This window comes from Pararhizobium mangrovi (assembly GCF_006516965.1).
GTDB lineage: Bacteria > Pseudomonadota > Alphaproteobacteria > Rhizobiales > Rhizobiaceae > Pararhizobium_B > Pararhizobium_B mangrovi.
In genome coordinates this window covers 16,750-35,353 of the sequence record NZ_VHLH01000024.1, presented here as the reverse complement: position 1 = coordinate 35,353, position 18,604 = coordinate 16,750, and the positions used below count along the sequence as shown (strand labels likewise).

Sequence of the window (18,604 nt, the reverse complement as noted above, 5' to 3'; positions counted from 1 at the left end):
CCCGACCAGACTTGAAGGTGGCATGCGGCGCGCCATATCCCGGCGCGCCCACCCGTAGTCTTTTGCATAAACCAACAGACAAGAGCCTTCATGGACCCCGTCATTGCGATCTCCGGCCTCTCGAAGACCTATGAGGACGGCTACGAGGCGCTGAAATCCGTCGACCTCACGATCGGCAAGGGCGAGATCTTCGCGCTGCTCGGTCCGAACGGGGCCGGCAAGACGACGCTGATTTCCATCCTGTGCGGTCTCGTCAAGCCGACCGGCGGGTCGGCGACCGTCGGCGGCTACGACATCGTGCACGACTATCGCAAGACGCGTTCGATGATCGGCCTCGTGCCGCAGGAACTGACGACCGACCAGTTCGAGACGGTTTTCGCGACCACGAGCTTTTCCCGAGGGCTCTTCGGCAGGCCGGCCAAACCCGACTACATCGACCAGGTCCTGACCGATCTCTCGCTGATCGACCGACGCGACAACAAGATCATGACGCTTTCCGGCGGCATGAAGCGGCGCGTCATGATCGCCAAGGCGCTCGCCCACGAGCCGACCGTGCTCTTCCTCGACGAGCCGTCGGCCGGCGTCGACGTCGAGTTGCGCAAGGGCATGTGGGACGTCGTGCGTCGGCTACGCGACAGTGGCGTCACCATCATCCTGACCACGCACTACATCGAGGAGGCCGAGGAGATGGCTGACCGCATCGGCGTCATCTCCAAGGGCGAACTGATGCTTGCGGAGGAAAAGCATGCGCTGATGGCGAAGCTCGGCCGCAAGACGCTGACGATCCAGCTTCAGGAGCCGCTCGAGGCCCTTCCGGACCAGCTCGGCAAGGATGGGCTTGAACTCGCCGAGGACGGCACGGCGCTCGTCTACGAATACGACACGCGCAGCGAGCGCACGGGAATCGGTGCGCTGATCGCCGATCTCAACCGTGCCGACATCCGCGTGAAGGATCTCGACACCAAGCAGAGCTCGCTCGAGGAGATCTTCGTGCGCCTCGTGAGGGAAGGCCAGTGAACCTCTACGCGGTCAAGTCCATCTATCTCTTCGAAATGCACCGCGCCTGGCGCACGATCCTGCAGAGCGTCGTCTCGCCGGTCATTTCGACGTCGCTCTATTTCATCGTCTTCGGCGCGGCGATCGGCTCGCGCATCAACACGATCGACGGAGTGAGCTACGGCGCATACATCGTGCCGGGACTCATCATGCTGACGCTTTTGCAGCAGTCGATCGCCGCGGCCTCCTTCGGCATCTATTTCCCGAAGTTCATCGGCACGATCTACGAGGTGCTTTCGGCGCCGGTCTCGTTCCTCGAGATCGTGCTTGGCTATGTCGGCGCGGCGGCGACGAAATCGATCATTCTCGGCACGATCATCCTCATCACGGCGACCTTCTTCGTGCATGTGCGCATCGATCATCCGTTCTGGATGGTGCTCTTCTTCGCGCTGACGGCAATCTCGTTCAGCCTGTTCGGCTTCATCATCGGCATCTGGGCGGACACGTTCGAGAAGCTGCAGCTGATCCCGCTCCTGATCGTCACGCCGCTCGTCTTCCTCGGCGGATCGTTCTACTCGATCCGGATGCTGCCGCCTTTCTGGCAGACGGTGACGCTGTTCAACCCGGTCCTCTACCTCATCTCCGGCTTCCGATGGAGCTTCTACGAGGTGTCGGACGTCGGCGTCGCGGTGTCGCTGGCGATGATTCTGGTCTTCCTCGCGATCTGCCTCGGCCTCGTCTGGTGGATCTTCAAGACGGGGTATCGGCTGAAGAGCTGAGGCGTCTTACCGCCGGAAAGTTCGCTCGTATCAGCCGGGCGCGTCTTCCTTCTTCAACGCCTTTTCGATGGCGGGCATCAGATCCTCGCCGATCGCGGCCTCGTCGAAGGGGCCGACGCGTTTGTAGAGAATGGTCCCGTCCTTCGAGACGAGATAGGTTTCCGGTACGCCGTAGACGCCCCATTCGATGCCCGTCGTGCCCGAACGGTCCGCGCCGACGGCGGAGAACGGATTGCCGAGCCCGTTGAGGAAAGCCTCGGCGTTCTTCGGATCGTCCTTGTAGTTGATGCCGACCAGATTGTAGCGATCGTCCTTGGCGAGCGCCATCAGAAGCGGCTGCTCCTGCCGGCACGGCACGCACCAGGAGGCGAAGACGTTGACGAGCGTCGGCTTGTCGGCGTTCTTGAGGGTTGCAGCGGAAAGACCGGGCACGGGCTGCCCATGTTCCTTCAATCCGGCGAGTGCGGGCAGGTCGAAGTCCGGCACGCTCTGGCCGATCAATGCCGAGGGCACGGTGCTCGCATCCTCGCCGGAATGAAGCTGCACGTAGAAGATTCCGGCAAGGCCGGCGAAGACCACGAGCGGCAGCAGCGCGAGGGCGACACGCAGGCCCCGTCCGCGGCCGCGCTGGTCTGCCGGCGGCGAAGCGGCGGCCTCCGGTGCGTCGTAGCCGGTCGGCTCGTTCTCGCTCATGGCGCGGTGCCTTCCCCATCACGGCGGCGCGCCGAGCGGCGGCGAATGCCCATGGCTTCCAGTTCGGCAAGCTCGCGTCGGCGTCCGCGCTGGTCGAGGAAGACGAAGCCGACGAGCGCCATCACTGCGAATGCGGTGACGAGGTAGGCGGCGAGCACGAAGGCGTCGTCGTTCATCGTATTCCTTTCCGTGGCTTGAAAGGCTCTAGCGGGCCTGCCGCGCAGCCTGCCGGCGCAGGGCCGTCACCCGCCGGCGCCAGATTTCCGTGCGCATCGCCACAACGTGCAGCGTGAAGAAAAGCATGGTGAAGGCGAGCGCCATGACGAGCAGCGGCCAAAGCAGCGACGGCGCGATCTGAGAGCCCTGCATCGTAAGCACGCTGGACGACTGGTGCAGCGTGTTCCACCAATCGACGGAGAACTTGATGATCGGGATGTTGATGAAGCCGACGACCGTCAGCACCGCCGCCACGCGCGCCGATTTCGACGGATCGTCGATCGCCCGTACGAGGGCGATCAGCCCGAGATACATGATGAAGAGGATGAGAAAAGACGTCAGCCGCGCGTCCCACACCCAGTAGGTGCCCCAGGTGGGCCGGCCCCATAGTGCGCCGGTGACGAGCGCGGTGAAGGTGAAGACCGCGCCGATCGGGGCGGCGGCCTTCGCCGCGACGTCGGCGAGCGGATGGCGCCAGACGAGCGTGCCGATGGAGGAGGCCGTCATCAGCGTGTAGCACAGCATCGCGAGCCAGGCGGACGGCACGTGGATGTACATGATATGCACCGTCGAGCCCTGCTGGTAGTCGTCGGGTGCGGTGAGCGCCATGAAGAGCCCGACGGCCAGAAGCGCCAGGGTCACGCCCCACAGCCATGGCAGCATGCGGCCGGCAAGCGCGACGAAGCGCGTCGGGTTGGCGAGACCGCTCAGTCTCGTGATCGCAAGCGTGCCGTCACTCATGCGAAAATTTCTATCGCTTCGCATCGTTTCCGGCAATCGCGTAGCGCGTCAAACGCCGGCCGTTTCAATCAAACGTGTCAGTCCGTCGCTGCACCGAGCGCGAAACTCGCCGCGAGCGGCCCGACGACGGCGAAGAAAAGCGTTAGCGCGAGCAGGATAAGGAAGGGCGGTAGAAACGCGCCGCCGGCCGCCGTCGTGGCGTAGGCGGCCGCCACGCCGAAAATGAGCACCGGCACGGCGAGCGGCAGGATCAGGATCGAGACGAGCAGCCCGCCGCGCGGCAGGGCGACGGCGACCGCCGCACCCACCGCGCCGACGAAGGTGATCGCCGGCGAGCCGGCAAGCAGCGTCAGCGTCGTCGCGCCGATCGCCGTCGCGCTCATGTTCATGAAGAGGCCGAGCACCGGGGCCGCGACGACGACGGGAAGGGCGGTTCCCACCCAGTGCGCGCAGCACTTGACGAGCACGGTGAGCGCCATCGGCGTTTCTTGCATCAGGAAGAGGTCGAGCGACCCGTCCTCGCGATCGCCCTGGAACAGCCGATCGAGCCCGAGTAGGCACGCAAGCAACGCCCCGACCCACAACATCGCCGGCCCGATCCGTGCCAGAAGCGTGAGATCCGGCCCGACCGCAAATGGAATGACGGCGACCACGGTCAGGAAGAACAGTACCCCCACGAGCGCCCCGCCGCCGGCTCGCACGGAAAGCTTGAGGTCCCGCAGGAACAGCGAGATCATGAACTTTCCGCTCGTGACTGGCGGTGTCGCGGGAGAGCGGTCCGAGGTGCAACGCTCAAAAGTCCATCTCCGCTTCCGGTTCGGCGCGGTGGTCTCGCATGTCGAGGTGGTGGGGCTCTTCCAGGCCGAGCGGGCGGTGGGTGGCGGCGATGGCGATGCCGCCGGCCTTACGGTGTTTTTCGATGAGCGCAGCGATGCGCTCCTCCGAAGCCGTGTCGACGGCGGCGGTCGGTTCGTCGAGAAGCCAGATCGGGCGGTGGGCGACGAGGAGGCGGGCGATGGCCATGCGCCGCTGCTGGCCGGCCGAAAGCACGCCGAAGGGCAGGTGCAGGAGGCTGCCGAGGTCCACGGCTTCGGCCGCTTCGGTCAGTGAGAGCGCCGGCGGCTCGCCGTCTCGGCGCAGGAAGGCCTGCCAGAAGGCGAGGTTCTCGCGAACGGTCAGGTCGCGCTTCATCGCGTTCGCGTGGCCGAGGTAGTGGGCTTCCTCGGCAAGACGAAGGGTCGTGCCCGCTGTGTCGACGAGGCGGACCGTGCCGTGCTCGCGCGCAAGCAGGCCGGCGACGAGGCGCAGAAGGGTGGATTTGCCGGTGCCGTTCGGGCCCGTCAGCACGAGCGCGTCACCAGCCGCCAGTTCGAACGCGATGCCTTCGAAGAGAAGGTCCGGGCCGCGTCGCACAGCGAGGTTTTCTGCCGTCAGTCGCATCGTGCGGTTCGTCTGGCTGCCACGTCGCCTCGCAGTTCGCCCGCGCGCAAAAAGCGCAAAATTCGTCTTCTTCCTCTACTGGCATGGCATCGTGAAATTATCTATAACCCCGGCAACCACGCCAGCGGCCGGCGTGTCCGAAGTTCCCATGCGCCGAACGTGGTCCGATTTCCTTGAGGAGGAGCGGGCCGCGGGCATCCGCGGAAATGGCCGTACCCGCAGCCTTCATGCGCGCGTTCTTCGCGCGGGGGCGATCGCCCGTCGGTGTTCGGCCGATACGAAGAAAGCGGGGTCCATCCGGTGTCCAGATCGCTCGACAGTTTCCAGTGCAAGAAGACGCTCAGCGTCGAAGGCAAGGAGTACGCCTATTTCTCCCTCGCCGAGGCGGAGAAGAACGGGCTCGACGGCGTGTCGAAGCTGCCCTTCTCGATGAAGGTGCTTCTCGAAAACCTCCTGCGCAACGAGGACGGCAACACCGTCTCCAAGGACGACATCGTCGCGGTCAAGGAATGGGTCGAGGACAAGGGCTCGGCCGGCAAGGAGATCGCCTATCGCCCGGCGCGCGTGCTTATGCAGGACTTCACCGGCGTTCCCGCCGTGGTGGACCTCGCCGCGATGCGCGACGCGATGGCCAATCTCGGCGGCGACCCGGAGAAGATCAATCCGCTCGTTCCCGTCGACCTCGTGATCGACCACTCGGTCATCGTCGACGAGTACGGCACGCCGCTCGCTTTCGAGCACAATGTCGAGCGCGAGTACGAGCGCAACGGCGAGCGCTATCGCTTCCTGAAGTGGGGCCAGCAGGCCTTCGAGAACTTCCGCGTGGTGCCGCCCGGCACCGGCATTTGCCATCAGGTCAATCTCGAATATCTCGGCAAGTCGGTCTGGACGAAGGAAGAGGACGGCGAGATGTTCGCCTATCCCGACACCTGCGTCGGCACCGACAGCCACACGACGATGATCGACGGCCTCGGCGTCCTCGGCTGGGGCGTGGGCGGCATCGAGGCGGAGGCCGCCATGCTCGGCCAGCCGATCTCGATGCTCCTGCCGGAAGTCATCGGCTTCCGCCTGACCGGCGCGCTTACGGAAGGGGTCACCGCGACCGACCTCGTGCTGACCGTCACGCAGATGCTGCGCAAGAAGGGCGTCGTCGGCAAGTTCGTCGAATTCTTCGGTCCCGGCCTCGCCAACATGACGCTCGCCGACCGCGCGACGATCGGCAACATGTCGCCGGAATACGGTGCGACCGTCGGCTTCTTCCCGGTCGACACCGAGACGCAGAACTACATGAACATGACGGGCCGCTCGACCGAGCAGATCGCGCTTGTCGAGGCCTATTGCCGCGACCAGGGCCTGTGGCGCGAGGACGGGACGCCCGATCCCGTCTTCACCGACACGCTCGAACTCGACCTCGGCGAGGTCGTGCCCTCGATGGCCGGACCGAAGCGTCCAGAAGGTCGCATTCCGCTCGAGAAGATCGCCGACGGCTTCGCGTCCTCGATGGAGAGCGAATACAGGAAGGCCGCCGATCTCGACAATCGCTACAGGGTGGAGGGCGAAGACTTCGACCTCGGCCATGGCGATGTCGCGATTGCGGCGATCACGTCGTGCACCAATACGTCGAACCCGTCGGTGCTGATCGGCGCCGGGCTTCTCGCCCGCAATGCCCGCCGGAAGGGCCTGAAGACCGCGCCGTGGGTGAAGACCTCGCTCGCACCTGGTTCCCAGGTCGTCGCCGAGTACCTTTCGAATTCCGGCCTGCAGGAAGATCTCGACGCGCTCGGGTTCAACCTCGTCGGCTTCGGCTGCACGACCTGCATCGGCAATTCCGGCCCGCTCGACGAGCCGATCTCGAAGACGATCAACGACAAGGGCTTGATCGTCGCCGGCGTGCTTTCGGGCAACCGCAACTTCGAGGGCCGCATCTCGCCGGACGTGCAGGCGAACTATCTGGCTTCCCCGCCGCTCGTCGTCGCCCATGCACTTGCCGGCACGGTTCGCAAGGACCTGACCACCGAGCCGCTCGGCGAGGACCAGGACGGCAATCCGGTCTATCTGAAGGACGTCTGGCCGACGACGCAGGAGATCCAGGAATTCATCCTGAAATACGTCACGCGTGACCTCTTCTCCTCGAAATACGCCGACGTCTTCAAGGGCGACGAGCACTGGCAGGGCGTGCAGGCGCCGGAAGGCCAGACCTACGCGTGGGACGAGAACTCCACCTACGTGCAGAACCCGCCCTACTTCACCGGCATGGGCATCAAGCCCGGCAAGGTCGAGGACATCGAGGGCGCGCGCGTGCTCGGCCTCTTCGGCGACAAGATCACGACCGACCACATCTCGCCGGCCGGTTCGATCAAGGCCCAGTCGCCGGCGGGCGAATACCTCATGGAGCACGGCGTCGACGTCGTCGACTTCAACCAGTACGGCACGCGGCGCGGCAATCACGAGGTGATGATGCGCGGCACCTTCGCCAATATCCGCATCAAGAACCGGATGCTCGGCGAAAACGGCCGGGAAGGCGGCTACACGCTGCACTATCCGGGTGCCGAGGAGATGTCGATCTACGAGGCGGCGATGAAGTACCGCGCCGAGGGCGTGCCGCTCGTCGTCTTCGCGGGTGCGGAATACGGCAACGGCTCCTCGCGCGACTGGGCGGCCAAGGGCACGAACCTTCTCGGCGTGCGCGCGGTCATCGCCCATTCCTACGAGCGCATCCACCGCTCCAATCTCGTCGGCATGGGCGTCATTCCCTTCGTCTTCGACGATGCGGAAACGACCTGGCAGAGCCTGAACCTCCAGGGCGACGAGAAGGTGACGATCACCGGCCTTGCCGAGATCAAGCCGCGCGAGAAGAAGGTCGCCACGGTGGAATACGCCGACGGCACGGTGAAGGAGGTGCCGCTCCTTTGCCGGATCGATACGCTGGACGAGCTCAGCTACGTCAACAACGGCGGTATCCTTCAGACGGTTCTGCGCGATCTCGCCGCCTGACACGGGATCGACGCCTGCGAAGCGGGGCCGACGGCCTTCGCTTCGCAGGCGTCCTCGCGCATCCGTCACCCCATCGTGACTTTCTCTTCCCGCGTGGGCACAGTACGTAGGGAGCTTGCGCGGGTGGGGGGCATCGTCGGGCTCGCCGAAGGCGGTCGGCACAGGAAGAAGGATCGATCATGAAGGTCTTTCTCGCCCTATCGCTTCTCCTTGCCACGGGGCTTGTCGCGGCGGACGGGGCCGAAGCGGGAACGGCGCAGCCGAAGGCGGTCGTCGAACTCTTCACCAGCCAGGGATGCTCGTCCTGCCCGCCGGCCGATGCGGTGCTCGGCGAACTCGCGCACCGCGACGATCTCATCGCGCTTTCCTATCACGTCGACTACTGGAACTATCTCGGCTGGGACGACACGCTCGCGACCCACGAGTTCACGTTGCGCCAGAAGGGATACGCCCACACGCTCGGCGGCAAGAACGTCTACACCCCGCAGATGGTGGTGAACGGCCGGGCCGATGCCGTCGGATCGCACAAACCGGCCATCGAAGCGGCGATCGATCGCCTCGACCGCAACGGAGGCGGGCTCACCGTGCCCGTGAACGTGCAGCTGAGCGGCAACGAGCTGCGGATCGCGATCGGTACCGGCAAGGGCGAAGCCGACATCGTCGTCGTCTACTTCGACCACAAGAAGACCGTGCGCATCGACCGCGGCGAAAACCGTGGCCGGTCGATCACCTACTGGCACGTCGTGCGCGATGTCCAGGGTGTCGGCATGTGGAAGGGCGACGGCAAGAAGCTCGTCGTACCGGCCGGAGCGCTCGAAAGCGGGGAGAGCGACGGCTGCGTGGTGCTTCTGCAGCGCATGGGCGCGCATAACCGGCCGGGCGCGATCCTCGGCGCAGCGGTCGTCAAGACGACGCACTAACGCGGGAACGCGCAGACGCAGGCTCGCAAACGTAGCGGCCCGTCTTATTTCGATTGAGGAGAATGGGAAAAAGGTGGTTCGGCCCGGGACGATCGAGGGGCTGGGGGGCTTTCGATACGAACGCCCCGGACCGAACCGTCTGAGGCAACGATCGGAAGATGCATGGGGATTCCGGCGCGCTTTTGACTGAAATGCGGCGGAAGCACGGAATTTCCGACCGGTTCCGGGTCCCGTGCTGCCGGTTCGGCAAGGGGTGACCGTGACGTGGACGCGCGGTTGCCGGTTTCCATTTCGCATGTGCTCACCCGCCTTGCATTCGTGTCCGGTTCGGGCAGAATCGCACTTTCGGGGCGGCTTCGCGGCGGCCCGACCGAGAGCTTCGAACCGGCCCCGCATTCGGGCACGGCTTCGAAGCATTGGTACACTGCCGCTATGGGGTGATGATGACGGATCAATCGCACGGATCGGACTGGGTATCGGCCGGTGGCCGCGTCGTGGTGGGAATGGATGAATTCCGCAAGGAAAAGAACCCGCCGCCGGTCACGTTCCACCGTCGCGAACTTGACGCGATCCTGCGCGTCTACGGCCGGATGGTCGCTGCCAACGAATGGCGCGACTACGCCATCGACCACACCAAGGACATGGCCGTCTTCTCCGTCTACCGGCGCACCAGCGAAGTGCCGCTCTTCCGGATCGAGAAGAACCCCAGGCTTGCCCGCAAGCAGGGCGCCTTTTCCGTCGTCGCCGCATCGGGAATGATCCTCAAGCGCGGACACGAGCTCGATCAGGTGCTGAAGGTCTTCGACAAGGGTCCGCGGGTCGTGCGCGGTTAGAACTGTTCATCCTAGTTTGAACCGTAGGGGCTGGCGCTTGGGGAAGCGTTCGCGCTGTCCCCTCGCCACGACGTCATCCTCGGGCTCGACCCGAGGATCCAACCACTTGTCAACACGATCGAGGTATCGGATGCCCGCAGTACGGCACTGGCCGCGTTCGATCCGGCACGCCGCTCACATCTAGGGCTCGGCCCGAGGATGACGCGGTGAGAGGTTGGACGTCCGCTCGACCGTTTCGGTAACCATGCCGTGTCGAAGCGAGATGGTGGGCGTTTCCCGCGAAGAACGGGTCGCTCCGAAAAGCTATTCGGTAAAGAGCGTTCCCGGATAGGCATCGAGGTCCGGTGGGGTCTCGCCACCGTCGCCCAGCGCCTTTTGCATCAGCACCGTATCCAGCCACCGGCCGTGCTTGTAGCCGGTGGCGGTCATGCGGCCGCACTCGGTGAAGCCGCACGCGCGATGCACGCCGATCGAGGCGGGGTGCGCGCCGCCGATGACGGCAATCATCTGCCGGAAGCCGAGGGCGCTCGCGCGTTCGACGAGCGCGTCGAGAAGGACGCGGCCGATGCCGAGCCCGCGCGCGTCCACCGAAAGATAGATCGAGCTTTCGACGATCCAGCGATAGGCAGGGCGCGTGCGAAAGGCGTTCGCATAGGCGTAGCCGACCACGACGTCCCCCGCTTGCGCCACGAGGTAAGGATAGCCCTTCTCCAGCATGCCATCGAAACGTGCCTGCATCTCGGCCTTATCGGGCGGGGTCAGCTCGTAGGAGGCGACGCCGTTCTCGACCGCTTCGGCATAGATCCGGGTGATCGCGTCGAGATCGTCGGGGCCGGCATCTCGGATGATTGGATCGCTGGGCATGGCGGAGTTTCCGAATAGGCAAAATGGACTTTACGGTCTGGAGCATTCTTCAGCCAGACCGATCCGGGCCGGCTTCGCGAACAACCGATGATGCTCTGGCGCAGGATCGCTTCGCATACCTGCCTTCCGAAGGACAATAAAAAAGGGCGGTCCGAAGACCGCCCTTTCGTTCGTTTCAGTTCGCTGGTCCGCTTAGCGGCGATTGCCGAGAAGCTGCAGCATGAACATGAAGAGGTTGATGAAGTCGAGATAGAGCCGGAGCGCGCCCATCACCGCCTTGTGGCCGGCGACGGTGTCCGAATCGCCCTCGTAGTACATCTCCTTGATCTGCTGCGTGTCGTAGGCCGTCAGGCCGGCGAAGATCACGACGCCGATCGCGGAGATGGCGAAGGCCAGCGCGCTCGACTGCAGGAAGATGTTGACGATCATCGCGATGAAGAGGCCGAAGACGCCCATGATCAGGAACGAGCCGACGGGCGAGAGGTCGCGCTTGGTCGAATAACCGTAGAGCGAGAGCGCGCCGAAGGCGGTCGCCGAGATGAAGAACGTCTGCACGATCGATTCGCCCGTGAAGACGAGGAAGATCGAGGAGAGCGAAAGGCCCATCAGCGCCGCGTAGACACCGAAGACGGTCTGTGCCTTGGTGACGCTCATGTTCTGGATGCGGAAGCCGAGCCAGAAGACCATGGCGAGCGGCGCGAACATGACGACCCAGCGAAGCGGCGAGCCGTAGAGCACCGCACCGGCCTGGGTCAGGTAGAGCCCGCCGTGGATCGCGTATTGCGTCGGCTGGTCGCTCACGGTCACCATCAGGGTGCCGAGCGCGGCGAAGCCCGTGAGCGCGAGCCCGAGAGCCATGATGTTGTAGACCCGCAGCATGTATGAGCGCAGGCCCTGGTCGACGTCGGCGCCCGTTCGCGTGCCGGCACCGGCGCCCATACGCGACTGGAGATTGCGAAGGTCAGCCATGGTTTCCTCTTTCAAGCTCCGGATGGTGGTCACGGTGTCGGGTTCACCCCAGGCGCCGCTGCGGAGCTCCAGCAAGCCTTGCGCGCAATATGCGGTTTCGGACCCCGTGCTGCAAGCCTGTGCGGTGTCGCAGCGGCCCGGATAACGCCCGTATGACGAAAATTTAATGCGCATGGCGGGCGCCGTCGTCCCGGTGCCCGGCTGTCAGAGGGTGCGCAGGACCGGGGCCGCCTTGCATCCGAGCACCCGCCAAGTGCCCGCCAGCCCGACGCCGACGGTGACGACGAGCGCGATCACCGTGGTCGTCACGGCGACGCGCGGGTCGAAGGCGTAGGGAAGCATCATGATGCGGGCGACGACGTACCACGCAGCCACGCCGCCGGCTGCGAGCGCGAAGATCGCCGTGAAGAGGCCGAGCAGCAGGTATTCGAGCGAGAACGCGGTGATGAGCGTGCGGCGCGTCGCGCCGAGCGTCTTTAACACCACGGCGTCGTGCGTGCGGGCCCGGTTGCCGGCCGCCAGCGCGCCGGCCAGCACCAGGACGGAAGCGACGAGCGCGACGGCCGAAGCCGCACGTATCGCCGTCGCCAGCTGGCCGATCAGCGTGTTCACCACGTCGATCGCCTCGCGCACGCTGACGGAGGTGACGGTCGGAAACCGGTTGGTCACCGCGCGCAGGATCCGGCCTTCCTCGTTCGTGGTCGCCTTCGTGTCCGTCAGGGTCGCCAGCCAGGCATGCGGCGCACCGGCGAAGGTGTTGGGCGAGAAGATCATCACGAAATTGATGCCCATCTGTTCCCACTTCACCTTGCGCAGGTTCGCGACCGTGGCCGTGATCTCGCGGCCGAGCACGTTGACGGTGATCGTGTCGCCGATGGCAAGGCCGAGATCGTGCGCCTCCTCGTCGGAAAACGAGACGAGCGGTTTGCCGGTATAGTCTTTGGCCCACCACTTGCCGGCGGTGACCTGCGCGTTCTTGGGCTTCTTCGCGTCGTAGGTGATGCCGCGGTCGCCCTTCAGCACCCAGCGCCCGCTGGGCGGAATGTCCTTGAGCCTGGTGACGTCCGTACCCTTCAGCGCGACGATGCGACCGCGCAGCATCGGCACGGATTTCACCGTAGCCCGCGGGTCTTCCCTGGCGAGCAGGGCGCGGAAGGATTCGATCGCATCGTTCTGGATGTCGACGAAGAAGAAGTTCGGCGCGCGTTCGGGAATGCTTTCGCCGACCTCGCGGCGCAGATTGCCGTCGATCAGCGCCAGCGCCACGAGCAGCGTCAGCCCGAGGCCGAGCGAAAGCACAACGGAGGGCGTCAGTGCGCCCGGCCGGTGGATGTTGCCGACCGCCAGCCTGAGCGGCGTCGAGCGCACCGTGGGTGCGCGCTTCGCGAGCCATTGCACGAGCCAGCCGACGCCACGCAGGACCAGGAAGGAAAAGGCGATGCCGCCGAGGAAGACGAGGGCGATGTGCCGGTCGCTGGCGCTCGCCACCGCCATGCCGGCGAGCGCCAGCACGAGCAGCCCCGTGACGAGGACGTAGCTGCGCCGCGGCCATCGCTTCTGACCGCCGGCCTGGTCGCGAAAGAGCGCGGTGGCGGGCACGTCGCGCGTGCGCCCGAGCGGCAGGATCGCGAAGGCGAGCGCGGTCGTCACGCCGAACGCGGCGGCCAGCGCCAGCGCGCCGGGATAGATGCCGGCATGGGCCGTGACCGGCAGGACGTCGGCAAGCATGCCGATCGCCACGAACGGCATGACGATGCCGACGACAAGGCCGACGCCGATGCCGATCGCCGTGATGATCAGGATCTGCGCGCAGTAGACCGTGAAGATCAGCGGTCCCGGCGCGCCGAGGCACTTGAAGGTGGCGATGACGCCGCGCTTGGCGTCAAGGAAGGCACGGGTGGCGTTCGCCACGCCGACACCGCCGACGATGAGTGCCGTCAGCCCGACGAGGGTCAGGAACTGGGAAAAGCGCGTGACGTTGGCCGAAAGGCCGGGCGCGGCGTTGGCGCTCGTGCGGATCGACCAGCCGGCACGCGGATAGTCCGCGTTCGCCTTCGCCTCGATGGCGGCGAGCCGCGCGGGCGTCACCGGTCCGTCGAGACGCACCCTGTAGGCGTATTCGACGAGGCTGCCGAGCGTCACGAGGCCGCTCGCGTCGAGCGCCTGTCGCGAGATCATCAGCCGTGGCGCGAAGGCGAAGCCGTCCGAGGCGAGGTCGGGTTCACGGTCGATCACCGCACGGATTACGACCCTCGTGTTGCCGAGCAGGAGCGTATCGCCGACGGAAAGCGACAGGCGCTGCATGAGGAGCGGCGCGGCGGCGGCGCCGTAGACGCCATCCTTCCGCGCAAACAGCGTGCGGTTCGAAAGCTGCGGCGAAGTCTCGAGCTTGCCGTAGAGCGGATACGCCGGATCGACGGCCTTAACCTCGGTCAGCGATTGGTCGGATCCGTTCGGAAGGCGCGCCATCGAGCGCAGCCCGGTCGATCGCGAGACGGTGCCGAGCGCGTCGATATAGGCTTCTTCCTTGGCATTGGCGGGGCGGTTGTCGAGCTCGAACCGCAGGTCGCCGGCAAGCAGGGTGCGCCCCTCGGCGGCGATCGAGGCGTTGATCGATTGCGACAGCGAATTGACGCCGGCGATCGCCGCCACACCAAGCGCGATGCAGGCGAGGAAGATATAGAAGCCGGAAAGTCCGCCCCGCATTTCCCTCAGCGCGAAGGCGATCGCCAGGCGAAGGCGCGTCGTCCGCGATGTCGGCGAGGCGGGGACGGAAATGTTCATGGACGGGTGTCCGCGCTGGCGGGAGCGGCCGCCGCGCCTTCGACGATGGTGCCCGAGCGCATGGCGACCTGCCGCGCGCAGCGCCCGGCGAGCGCCGGATCGTGGGTGACGAGAAGCAGCGTCGTGCCGCGCTCGCGCTGCTTGGTGAAGAGAAGCTCGGCGATCTGCTTTCCAGTCTCGCCGTCGAGGTTGCCGGTCGGTTCGTCGGCGATCAGCAATTCCGGCGAGGGCGCGAGCGCCCGTGCGATCGCCACGCGCTGCTGCTCGCCACCCGAAAGCTGGCCCGGATAATGGCCGAGACGCTCACCGAGACCGACGGAGACGAGCTCCGCACGCGCCCGCGCGAAAGCGTCGTGCGCGCCGGCGAGCTCCAGCGGGACCGCCACGTTTTCGAGCGCCGTCATGTTCGGAATGAGGTGGAAGGACTGGAAGACGATGCCGATGGTCTTTCCGCGGAAGGCGGCGACGGCGTCCTCGCCGAGATCGTGCAGCGCGGTGCCGGCGATGACGATCTCTCCCGAATCGAGCCGTTCCAGGCCGGCAAGCACCATCAAGAGGGTCGACTTGCCGGAGCCGGACGGCCCGACGATGCCGACGGCGGTGCCCGCCTCGATCGACAGGTCGATTGCCTTCAGGACATGGACTGCGGAGGCGCCGCGGCCGAGCGTCAGGTCCGCGCGCTTCAACTCGATGATGCTTTCCCTCACGCGGGCCGGTTCCTATATCGTGTGGACGATCGGCCGCCTTGGTGGCCGTGGCTGGATTTAGGTGGCGGCGAATGGGTTTCAAAGCGAAGCGTGCCGATTTCCGGCGATGGACGGCCCTCGGCATCGCGGCGATCTGCCTGAGCGCTGCGCCCGCGATCGCCGCGCCCCTTTCGATCGTCGGCTTCGGCGACAGCCTGATGGCCGGCTACGAACTGCCTCAAGACCAGACCTTTACCGCCAAGCTGCAATCGGAACTGAAGCAGAGGGGCTACGACGTCGTCATCGCGAATGCCGGCGTTTCCGGCGACACGAGCTCGGACGGACTTTCACGCCTCGCCTGGTCGGTGCCCGACGGCACGGACGCGGTGCTTCTGGAGCAGGGCGCCAACGATGCGCTGCGCGGCGTTTCGCCGGAAAAGACGAAAGCCAATCTCGACGCGATGATCGGGCGTCTTCACGATCGCGGCATCGCCGTGCTCCTGGTCGGCATGCTGGCCCCGCCGAACATGGGAGAAGCGTACACGAAGACGTTCGACGCCATCTTCGACGGCCTCGCGAAGAAGTACGACCTCGTCTTTTACCCGTTCTTCCTCGACGGGGTCGCGACGCATCCCGACCGCCAGCTTTCCGACGGCTTGCACCCCAACGACAAGGGGACTTCGATCATGGCCGAGCGCTTTCTGCCTTACGCGGAAAAGCTAATCGACGAAGTGCGCGCACGCCAGGCCGAGGCCGGAAAGAAGGGCTGAAGACGCCGCTTCTGGCCAGCGGAAAGCCCGATCGGCTTGCGCCGATAGGAAATGCGTGGTCGGCTCGTGCCGACAGTGTCGATTCGGGGAGTTTGGCCATGCCACGACTGTTCATCGCCCTGGAGATTCCGCACGATGCCGCGTTGAGCCTTTCGCTCCTTCGCGGCGGCCTGCCGGGCGCGCGCTGGATCGATACCGAGAACTATCATCTGACCCTGCGCTTCGTCGGCGACGTGGAAGGCCCCATCGCCGCGGATCTCGCCACGGCGCTGCATGGCATCCGGCGGCGCGAATTCGCGCTGGCGCTCGCCGGCGTCGGCGCCTTCGGAAACAGGAAGCCACGGGCGGTCTGGGCCGGGGTCTCGGCCTCGCCGGACCTTCACGCGTTGCAGGGGGAGGTCGACCGGGCCTGCCGGCGCGTTGGGCTTCCGGGCGATGCCCGCAAGTTCACGCCGCACGTCACGCTCGCCCGCCTGCGCCAGCCGCGTGTGGACGAGGTGGCGCGCTACCTTGCCGGACACGGGGATTTTCGCACGCAAGCCTTCACCGTCGACAATTTCGTACTGATGTCATCGCGCGAATCCGTCGGCGGCGGCCCGTATATCGTCGAGGAGGACTACGGGCTGCTGCCCGCTCGCCGCGGGGAGACGCCGGCCGAAGGTGCGGTACGGGAGCGCCGGCCCGCGCACTGAAGGTGCGGCCGGCCGCAGGTCTTGCCGGAACCGTCGCGCTTGCGCGCGCATTGCCCTTCGACCGGCCAGGATGCAGGATCGAACGGCTTCATGCCGTCGGCTACGAGAAGGATCAGCCAGACGATGTCACCGGCAAAGCTCGACAGCACGCAAATCGAATCGCTCCTTCCTTCGCTCGAAGGCTGGCATCTCAACGGCGATGGAAGCGGGATCGAGCGGACCTTCACCTTCAGGGATTTCAGCGAGGCGTTCGGCTTCATGTGCCGCGTGGCGCTCGTCGCCGAGAAGATGAACCACCACCCCGACTGGTTCAACGCCTACAAGACCGTGCAGGTGTGCCTGAGCACCCACGATATCGGCGGCGTCAGCGAAAACGACGTCGAACTCGCCAGGGCAATGGACCGGATCGCCGGCTAGCGCGCGAACCTTTCCGGGAACCCTGCAGTTTCCGGGAACCGGCCGGGTGATTGTGCGCTTGCTCAAGAAGCGATGGTATCCGGCCCGTTCGAAGGCCCGGAACGCGGCATGGCCCTTGCGCATTCCCGCGACGCGTGAGACCGGCGGACGAACGAACGAGGAGCGTGACGATGGACGACGTGAAGATCGGCGAGATACTCGAACCCGGCGACGAAGCGACCCAGGAGCGCCAGAAGGAGCGTGTCCAAGCCCGCTTCTGGAAGACGCTCAAATCGGCCGCGCGACAGGTGCCGTTCATGCGCGACGTCGTTGCCGCCTACTACTGCGCGATGGATCCCAACACGCCGATGCGGGTGCGCGGGATCCTGCTCGGCGCGCTCGCCTATTTCGTCATTCCCACGGATATCGTGCCGGACTTCATCGCCTTCTTCGGCTTTACCGACGACATGGCGGTGCTTGCAGCTGCGATCTCGGCCATTCGCGGGCACATCACCCAGGCGCACTACGACGCCGCGGAGGAAGCGCTCGCCGAGCACGACGATCTGGCCGGCCGCCGCAGCTCGTAAACGGATCGTCGTCCGTCTCACCGGCTTCGCGAAGGATCCCGTGACGGAGCATTTTCCAGCCGGAACGTTCCGGTTTTGCGTGGTGAACGATGCGCTGGACAAGAAGGCAGGACGCTGGGCCCTGTTCGAGCAGGTCACAACGCGCCCTATCGTTCGTGGCGGAAACGCTTTACGGTGCTCGAGCGTCGGGTCCGTATGCGGGAGGATTTGGTGAACACAATCGACCGTATCGCGACCGGACAGCACGCGATCGGACATGACACCGGGCGCCTCAATCCCGGCATGCCGCTCGATGCCGACGCCTTCGCGCGCGTCGCCGTCAACACGAGCGCGGCCGAACGGCGCGCTGCGAGCCTCGGCGGGCGGCGCTCGGTCAAGAAGGCGTGGCAGGCGGCCTGGCTCGTCCGCGCGATCCAGTGCATCGACCTGACGACGCTTGCCGGCGACGATACCGAAGCACGCGTGGCGCGGCTTTGCGCCAAGGCGCGCAACCCGCTGCGTCCCGATCTCGTCGAAGCGCTTGGTCTGGAACCCGGCAGCGTGAAGACGGGTGCGGTCTGCGTCTATCCGGCGATGGTGCCGGCCGCCGTCGCGGCGCTCGGCGATTGCGGCGTTCCGGTCGCCTCCGTCGCCACCGGCTTTCCCGCCGGTCTCGTGCCGCTTAAGCAACGGCTTGCGGAGATCGAATACGCCGTTTCGGCCGGCGCGAGCGAGATCGACATCGTCATCTCGCGCTCGCTCGTCTTCAAGGCCGACTGGCGCCAGCTCCACGACGAGATCACGGCGATGCGCAGCGCCTGCGGCAAGGCCCACATGAAGGCGATCCTCGCCACGGGCGAGCTCGCTACGCTTACCAACGTCTACCACGCCTCGATGGTCGCGCTCATGGCCGGGGCGGACTTCATCAAGACCTCGACCGGCAAGGAAAGCGTCAACGCCACGCTGCCGGTCTCGCTCGTCATGTGCCGCGCGATCCGCGACTATCGCCGGCTTTCGGGCTTTTCCGCCGGGTTCAAGCCGGCGGGCGGGCTCAAGACGGCGAAGGATGCGCTTTCCTGGCTCGTCCTGATGAAGGAGGAACTCGGCACGGACTGGACCGAGCCGGAGCGCTTCCGCATCGGCGCGTCCTCGCTGCTTGCCGACATCGAACGGCAGATCGAGCATTCCGTGACGGGCCGATACTCCGCCGCCGAACGGCACGCCATGGCCTGACCGGCCGATCACCTTTCGCCTTCGCAAGCAGG

19 protein-coding genes are annotated in these 18,604 nt (G+C 65.8%); 10 read left to right on the top strand and 9 right to left on the bottom strand.

Annotated elements, in window-relative coordinates:
* Positions 1–90 precede the first annotated feature (90 nt).
* Together FJU11_RS12790 and FJU11_RS12785 are read left to right on the top strand one after the other, a co-directional pair.
* Entirely contained in the window at positions 91–1,017 is a 927-nt protein-coding gene (locus tag FJU11_RS12790; RefSeq protein ID WP_141167457.1) for an ABC transporter ATP-binding protein, read from the top strand.
* Positions 1,014–1,775: an ABC transporter permease gene (locus tag FJU11_RS12785; protein ID WP_141167456.1), complete on the top strand. Its 762-nt coding sequence runs from the start codon at positions 1,014–1,016 to the stop codon at positions 1,773–1,775. The genes FJU11_RS12790 and FJU11_RS12785 overlap by 4 nt, the downstream gene beginning before the upstream one ends.
* A gap of 30 nt (positions 1,776–1,805) precedes the next feature.
* Here the strand turns inward: FJU11_RS12785 and FJU11_RS12780 are convergent, their stop codons facing one another.
* From FJU11_RS12780 to ccmA, 5 genes are all read right to left on the bottom strand, one after another.
* Positions 1,806–2,468 carry a DsbE family thiol:disulfide interchange protein gene (locus FJU11_RS12780; RefSeq protein ID WP_141167455.1) on the bottom strand — a complete coding sequence of 221 codons (663 nt, stop codon included), beginning with the start codon at positions 2,466–2,468 and terminating at the stop codon, positions 1,806–1,808.
* Positions 2,465–2,644 carry a heme exporter protein CcmD gene (ccmD, locus tag FJU11_RS12775; protein ID WP_141167454.1) on the bottom strand — a complete coding sequence of 60 codons (180 nt, stop codon included), beginning with the start codon at positions 2,642–2,644 and terminating at the stop codon, positions 2,465–2,467. The genes FJU11_RS12780 and ccmD overlap by 4 nt, the downstream gene beginning before the upstream one ends.
* A gap of 28 nt (positions 2,645–2,672) precedes the next feature.
* On the bottom strand, positions 2,673–3,425 hold the full coding sequence (locus FJU11_RS12770) for a heme ABC transporter permease (protein WP_141167453.1): 753 nt from the start codon (positions 3,423–3,425) through the stop codon (positions 2,673–2,675).
* Positions 3,426–3,502: 77 nt separating this feature from the next.
* Positions 3,503–4,162, bottom strand: a complete 660-nt coding sequence (gene ccmB / locus FJU11_RS12765; protein ID WP_141167452.1) for a heme exporter protein CcmB — start codon at positions 4,160–4,162, stop codon at positions 3,503–3,505.
* 55 nt (positions 4,163–4,217) lie between these two features.
* Entirely contained in the window at positions 4,218–4,865 is a 648-nt protein-coding gene (gene ccmA, locus FJU11_RS12760) for a heme ABC exporter ATP-binding protein CcmA (RefSeq protein WP_141167451.1), read from the bottom strand.
* 300 nt (positions 4,866–5,165) lie between these two features.
* On the opposite strand from ccmA, the gene acnA reads away from it, so the two are divergent.
* The 3 genes from acnA to FJU11_RS12745 all read left to right on the top strand — a co-directional run bounded on the left by acnA (position 5,166) and on the right by FJU11_RS12745 (position 9,612).
* Entirely contained in the window at positions 5,166–7,859 is a 2,694-nt protein-coding gene (acnA, locus tag FJU11_RS12755) for an aconitate hydratase AcnA (RefSeq protein WP_141167450.1), read from the top strand.
* A 179-nt stretch (positions 7,860–8,038) separates the two neighbouring features.
* Positions 8,039–8,779, top strand: a complete 741-nt coding sequence (locus FJU11_RS12750) for a DUF1223 domain-containing protein (protein ID WP_141167449.1) — start codon at positions 8,039–8,041, stop codon at positions 8,777–8,779.
* A gap of 443 nt (positions 8,780–9,222) precedes the next feature.
* Entirely contained in the window at positions 9,223–9,612 is a 390-nt protein-coding gene (locus FJU11_RS12745; RefSeq protein WP_407946716.1) for a DUF2794 domain-containing protein, read from the top strand.
* A gap of 303 nt (positions 9,613–9,915) precedes the next feature.
* Here FJU11_RS12745 and FJU11_RS12740 read toward each other — a convergent pair whose 3' ends face one another.
* The 4 genes from FJU11_RS12740 to FJU11_RS12725 form a co-directional block, all read right to left on the bottom strand.
* On the bottom strand, positions 9,916–10,476 hold the full coding sequence (locus FJU11_RS12740; RefSeq protein ID WP_141167447.1) for a GNAT family N-acetyltransferase: 561 nt from the start codon (positions 10,474–10,476) through the stop codon (positions 9,916–9,918).
* Positions 10,477–10,668: 192 nt separating this feature from the next.
* Positions 10,669–11,445 (bottom strand): Bax inhibitor-1/YccA family protein, encoded by a 777-nt coding sequence (locus FJU11_RS12735; protein WP_141167446.1) that lies wholly within the window; start codon positions 11,443–11,445, stop codon positions 10,669–10,671.
* Between the two features lie 204 nt (positions 11,446–11,649).
* The gene (locus FJU11_RS12730) at positions 11,650–14,229 is read right to left on the bottom strand and encodes an ABC transporter permease (protein ID WP_141167445.1); all 2,580 of its coding nucleotides are present in this window, start codon (positions 14,227–14,229) and stop codon (positions 11,650–11,652) included.
* On the bottom strand, positions 14,226–14,936 hold the full coding sequence (locus FJU11_RS12725) for an ABC transporter ATP-binding protein (protein ID WP_141167444.1): 711 nt from the start codon (positions 14,934–14,936) through the stop codon (positions 14,226–14,228). The genes FJU11_RS12730 and FJU11_RS12725 overlap by 4 nt, the downstream gene beginning before the upstream one ends.
* Before the next feature lie 71 nt (positions 14,937–15,007).
* Here FJU11_RS12725 and FJU11_RS12720 point away from each other — a divergent pair, with 71 nt between their 5' ends.
* From FJU11_RS12720 to deoC, 5 genes are all read left to right on the top strand, one after another.
* Positions 15,008–15,685 carry an arylesterase gene (locus tag FJU11_RS12720; RefSeq protein WP_141167443.1) on the top strand — a complete coding sequence of 226 codons (678 nt, stop codon included), beginning with the start codon at positions 15,008–15,010 and terminating at the stop codon, positions 15,683–15,685.
* A 98-nt stretch (positions 15,686–15,783) separates the two neighbouring features.
* Entirely contained in the window at positions 15,784–16,377 is a 594-nt protein-coding gene (gene thpR, locus FJU11_RS12715; protein ID WP_141167442.1) for an RNA 2',3'-cyclic phosphodiesterase, read from the top strand.
* 123 nt (positions 16,378–16,500) lie between these two features.
* The gene (locus FJU11_RS12710; RefSeq protein WP_141167441.1) at positions 16,501–16,794 is read left to right on the top strand and encodes a 4a-hydroxytetrahydrobiopterin dehydratase; all 294 of its coding nucleotides are present in this window, start codon (positions 16,501–16,503) and stop codon (positions 16,792–16,794) included.
* A gap of 170 nt (positions 16,795–16,964) precedes the next feature.
* Positions 16,965–17,360 (top strand): YkvA family protein, encoded by a 396-nt coding sequence (locus tag FJU11_RS12705; protein ID WP_141167440.1) that lies wholly within the window; start codon positions 16,965–16,967, stop codon positions 17,358–17,360.
* A 282-nt stretch (positions 17,361–17,642) separates the two neighbouring features.
* On the top strand, positions 17,643–18,572 hold the full coding sequence (gene deoC, locus FJU11_RS12700) for a deoxyribose-phosphate aldolase (RefSeq protein ID WP_141167497.1): 930 nt from the start codon (positions 17,643–17,645) through the stop codon (positions 18,570–18,572).
* Positions 18,573–18,604 lie beyond the last annotated feature (32 nt).

What these genes read in the sequence shown, in the direction of transcription:
- FJU11_RS12720 (WP_141167443.1), top strand. Translation starts at nt 15,008, where the DNA reads ATGGGTTTCAAAGCGAAGCGTGCCGATTTCCGGCGATGGACGGCCCTC.
- thpR (WP_141167442.1), top strand. Translation starts at nt 15,784, where the DNA reads ATGCCACGACTGTTCATCGCCCTGGAGATTCCGCACGATGCCGCGTTG.
- FJU11_RS12705 (WP_141167440.1), top strand. Translation starts at nt 16,965, where the DNA reads ATGGACGACGTGAAGATCGGCGAGATACTCGAACCCGGCGACGAAGCG.
- FJU11_RS12790 (WP_141167457.1), top strand. Translation starts at nt 91, where the DNA reads ATGGACCCCGTCATTGCGATCTCCGGCCTCTCGAAGACCTATGAGGAC.
- ccmB (WP_141167452.1), bottom strand. Translation starts at nt 4,162, where the DNA reads ATGATCTCGCTGTTCCTGCGGGACCTCAAGCTTTCCGTGCGAGCCGGC.
- FJU11_RS12735 (WP_141167446.1), bottom strand. Translation starts at nt 11,445, where the DNA reads ATGGCTGACCTTCGCAATCTCCAGTCGCGTATGGGCGCCGGTGCCGGC.
- FJU11_RS12730 (WP_141167445.1), bottom strand. Translation starts at nt 14,229, where the DNA reads ATGAACATTTCCGTCCCCGCCTCGCCGACATCGCGGACGACGCGCCTT.
- FJU11_RS12740 (WP_141167447.1), bottom strand. Translation starts at nt 10,476, where the DNA reads ATGCCCAGCGATCCAATCATCCGAGATGCCGGCCCCGACGATCTCGAC.
- FJU11_RS12780 (WP_141167455.1), bottom strand. Translation starts at nt 2,468, where the DNA reads ATGAGCGAGAACGAGCCGACCGGCTACGACGCACCGGAGGCCGCCGCT.
- deoC (WP_141167497.1), top strand. Translation starts at nt 17,643, where the DNA reads ATGCCGCTCGATGCCGACGCCTTCGCGCGCGTCGCCGTCAACACGAGC.
- FJU11_RS12750 (WP_141167449.1), top strand. Translation starts at nt 8,039, where the DNA reads ATGAAGGTCTTTCTCGCCCTATCGCTTCTCCTTGCCACGGGGCTTGTC.
- FJU11_RS12745 (WP_407946716.1), top strand. Translation starts at nt 9,223, where the DNA reads ATGACGGATCAATCGCACGGATCGGACTGGGTATCGGCCGGTGGCCGC.
- ccmA (WP_141167451.1), bottom strand. Translation starts at nt 4,865, where the DNA reads ATGCGACTGACGGCAGAAAACCTCGCTGTGCGACGCGGCCCGGACCTT.
- ccmD (WP_141167454.1), bottom strand. Translation starts at nt 2,644, where the DNA reads ATGAACGACGACGCCTTCGTGCTCGCCGCCTACCTCGTCACCGCATTC.
- FJU11_RS12770 (WP_141167453.1), bottom strand. Translation starts at nt 3,425, where the DNA reads ATGAGTGACGGCACGCTTGCGATCACGAGACTGAGCGGTCTCGCCAAC.
- FJU11_RS12710 (WP_141167441.1), top strand. Translation starts at nt 16,501, where the DNA reads ATGTCACCGGCAAAGCTCGACAGCACGCAAATCGAATCGCTCCTTCCT.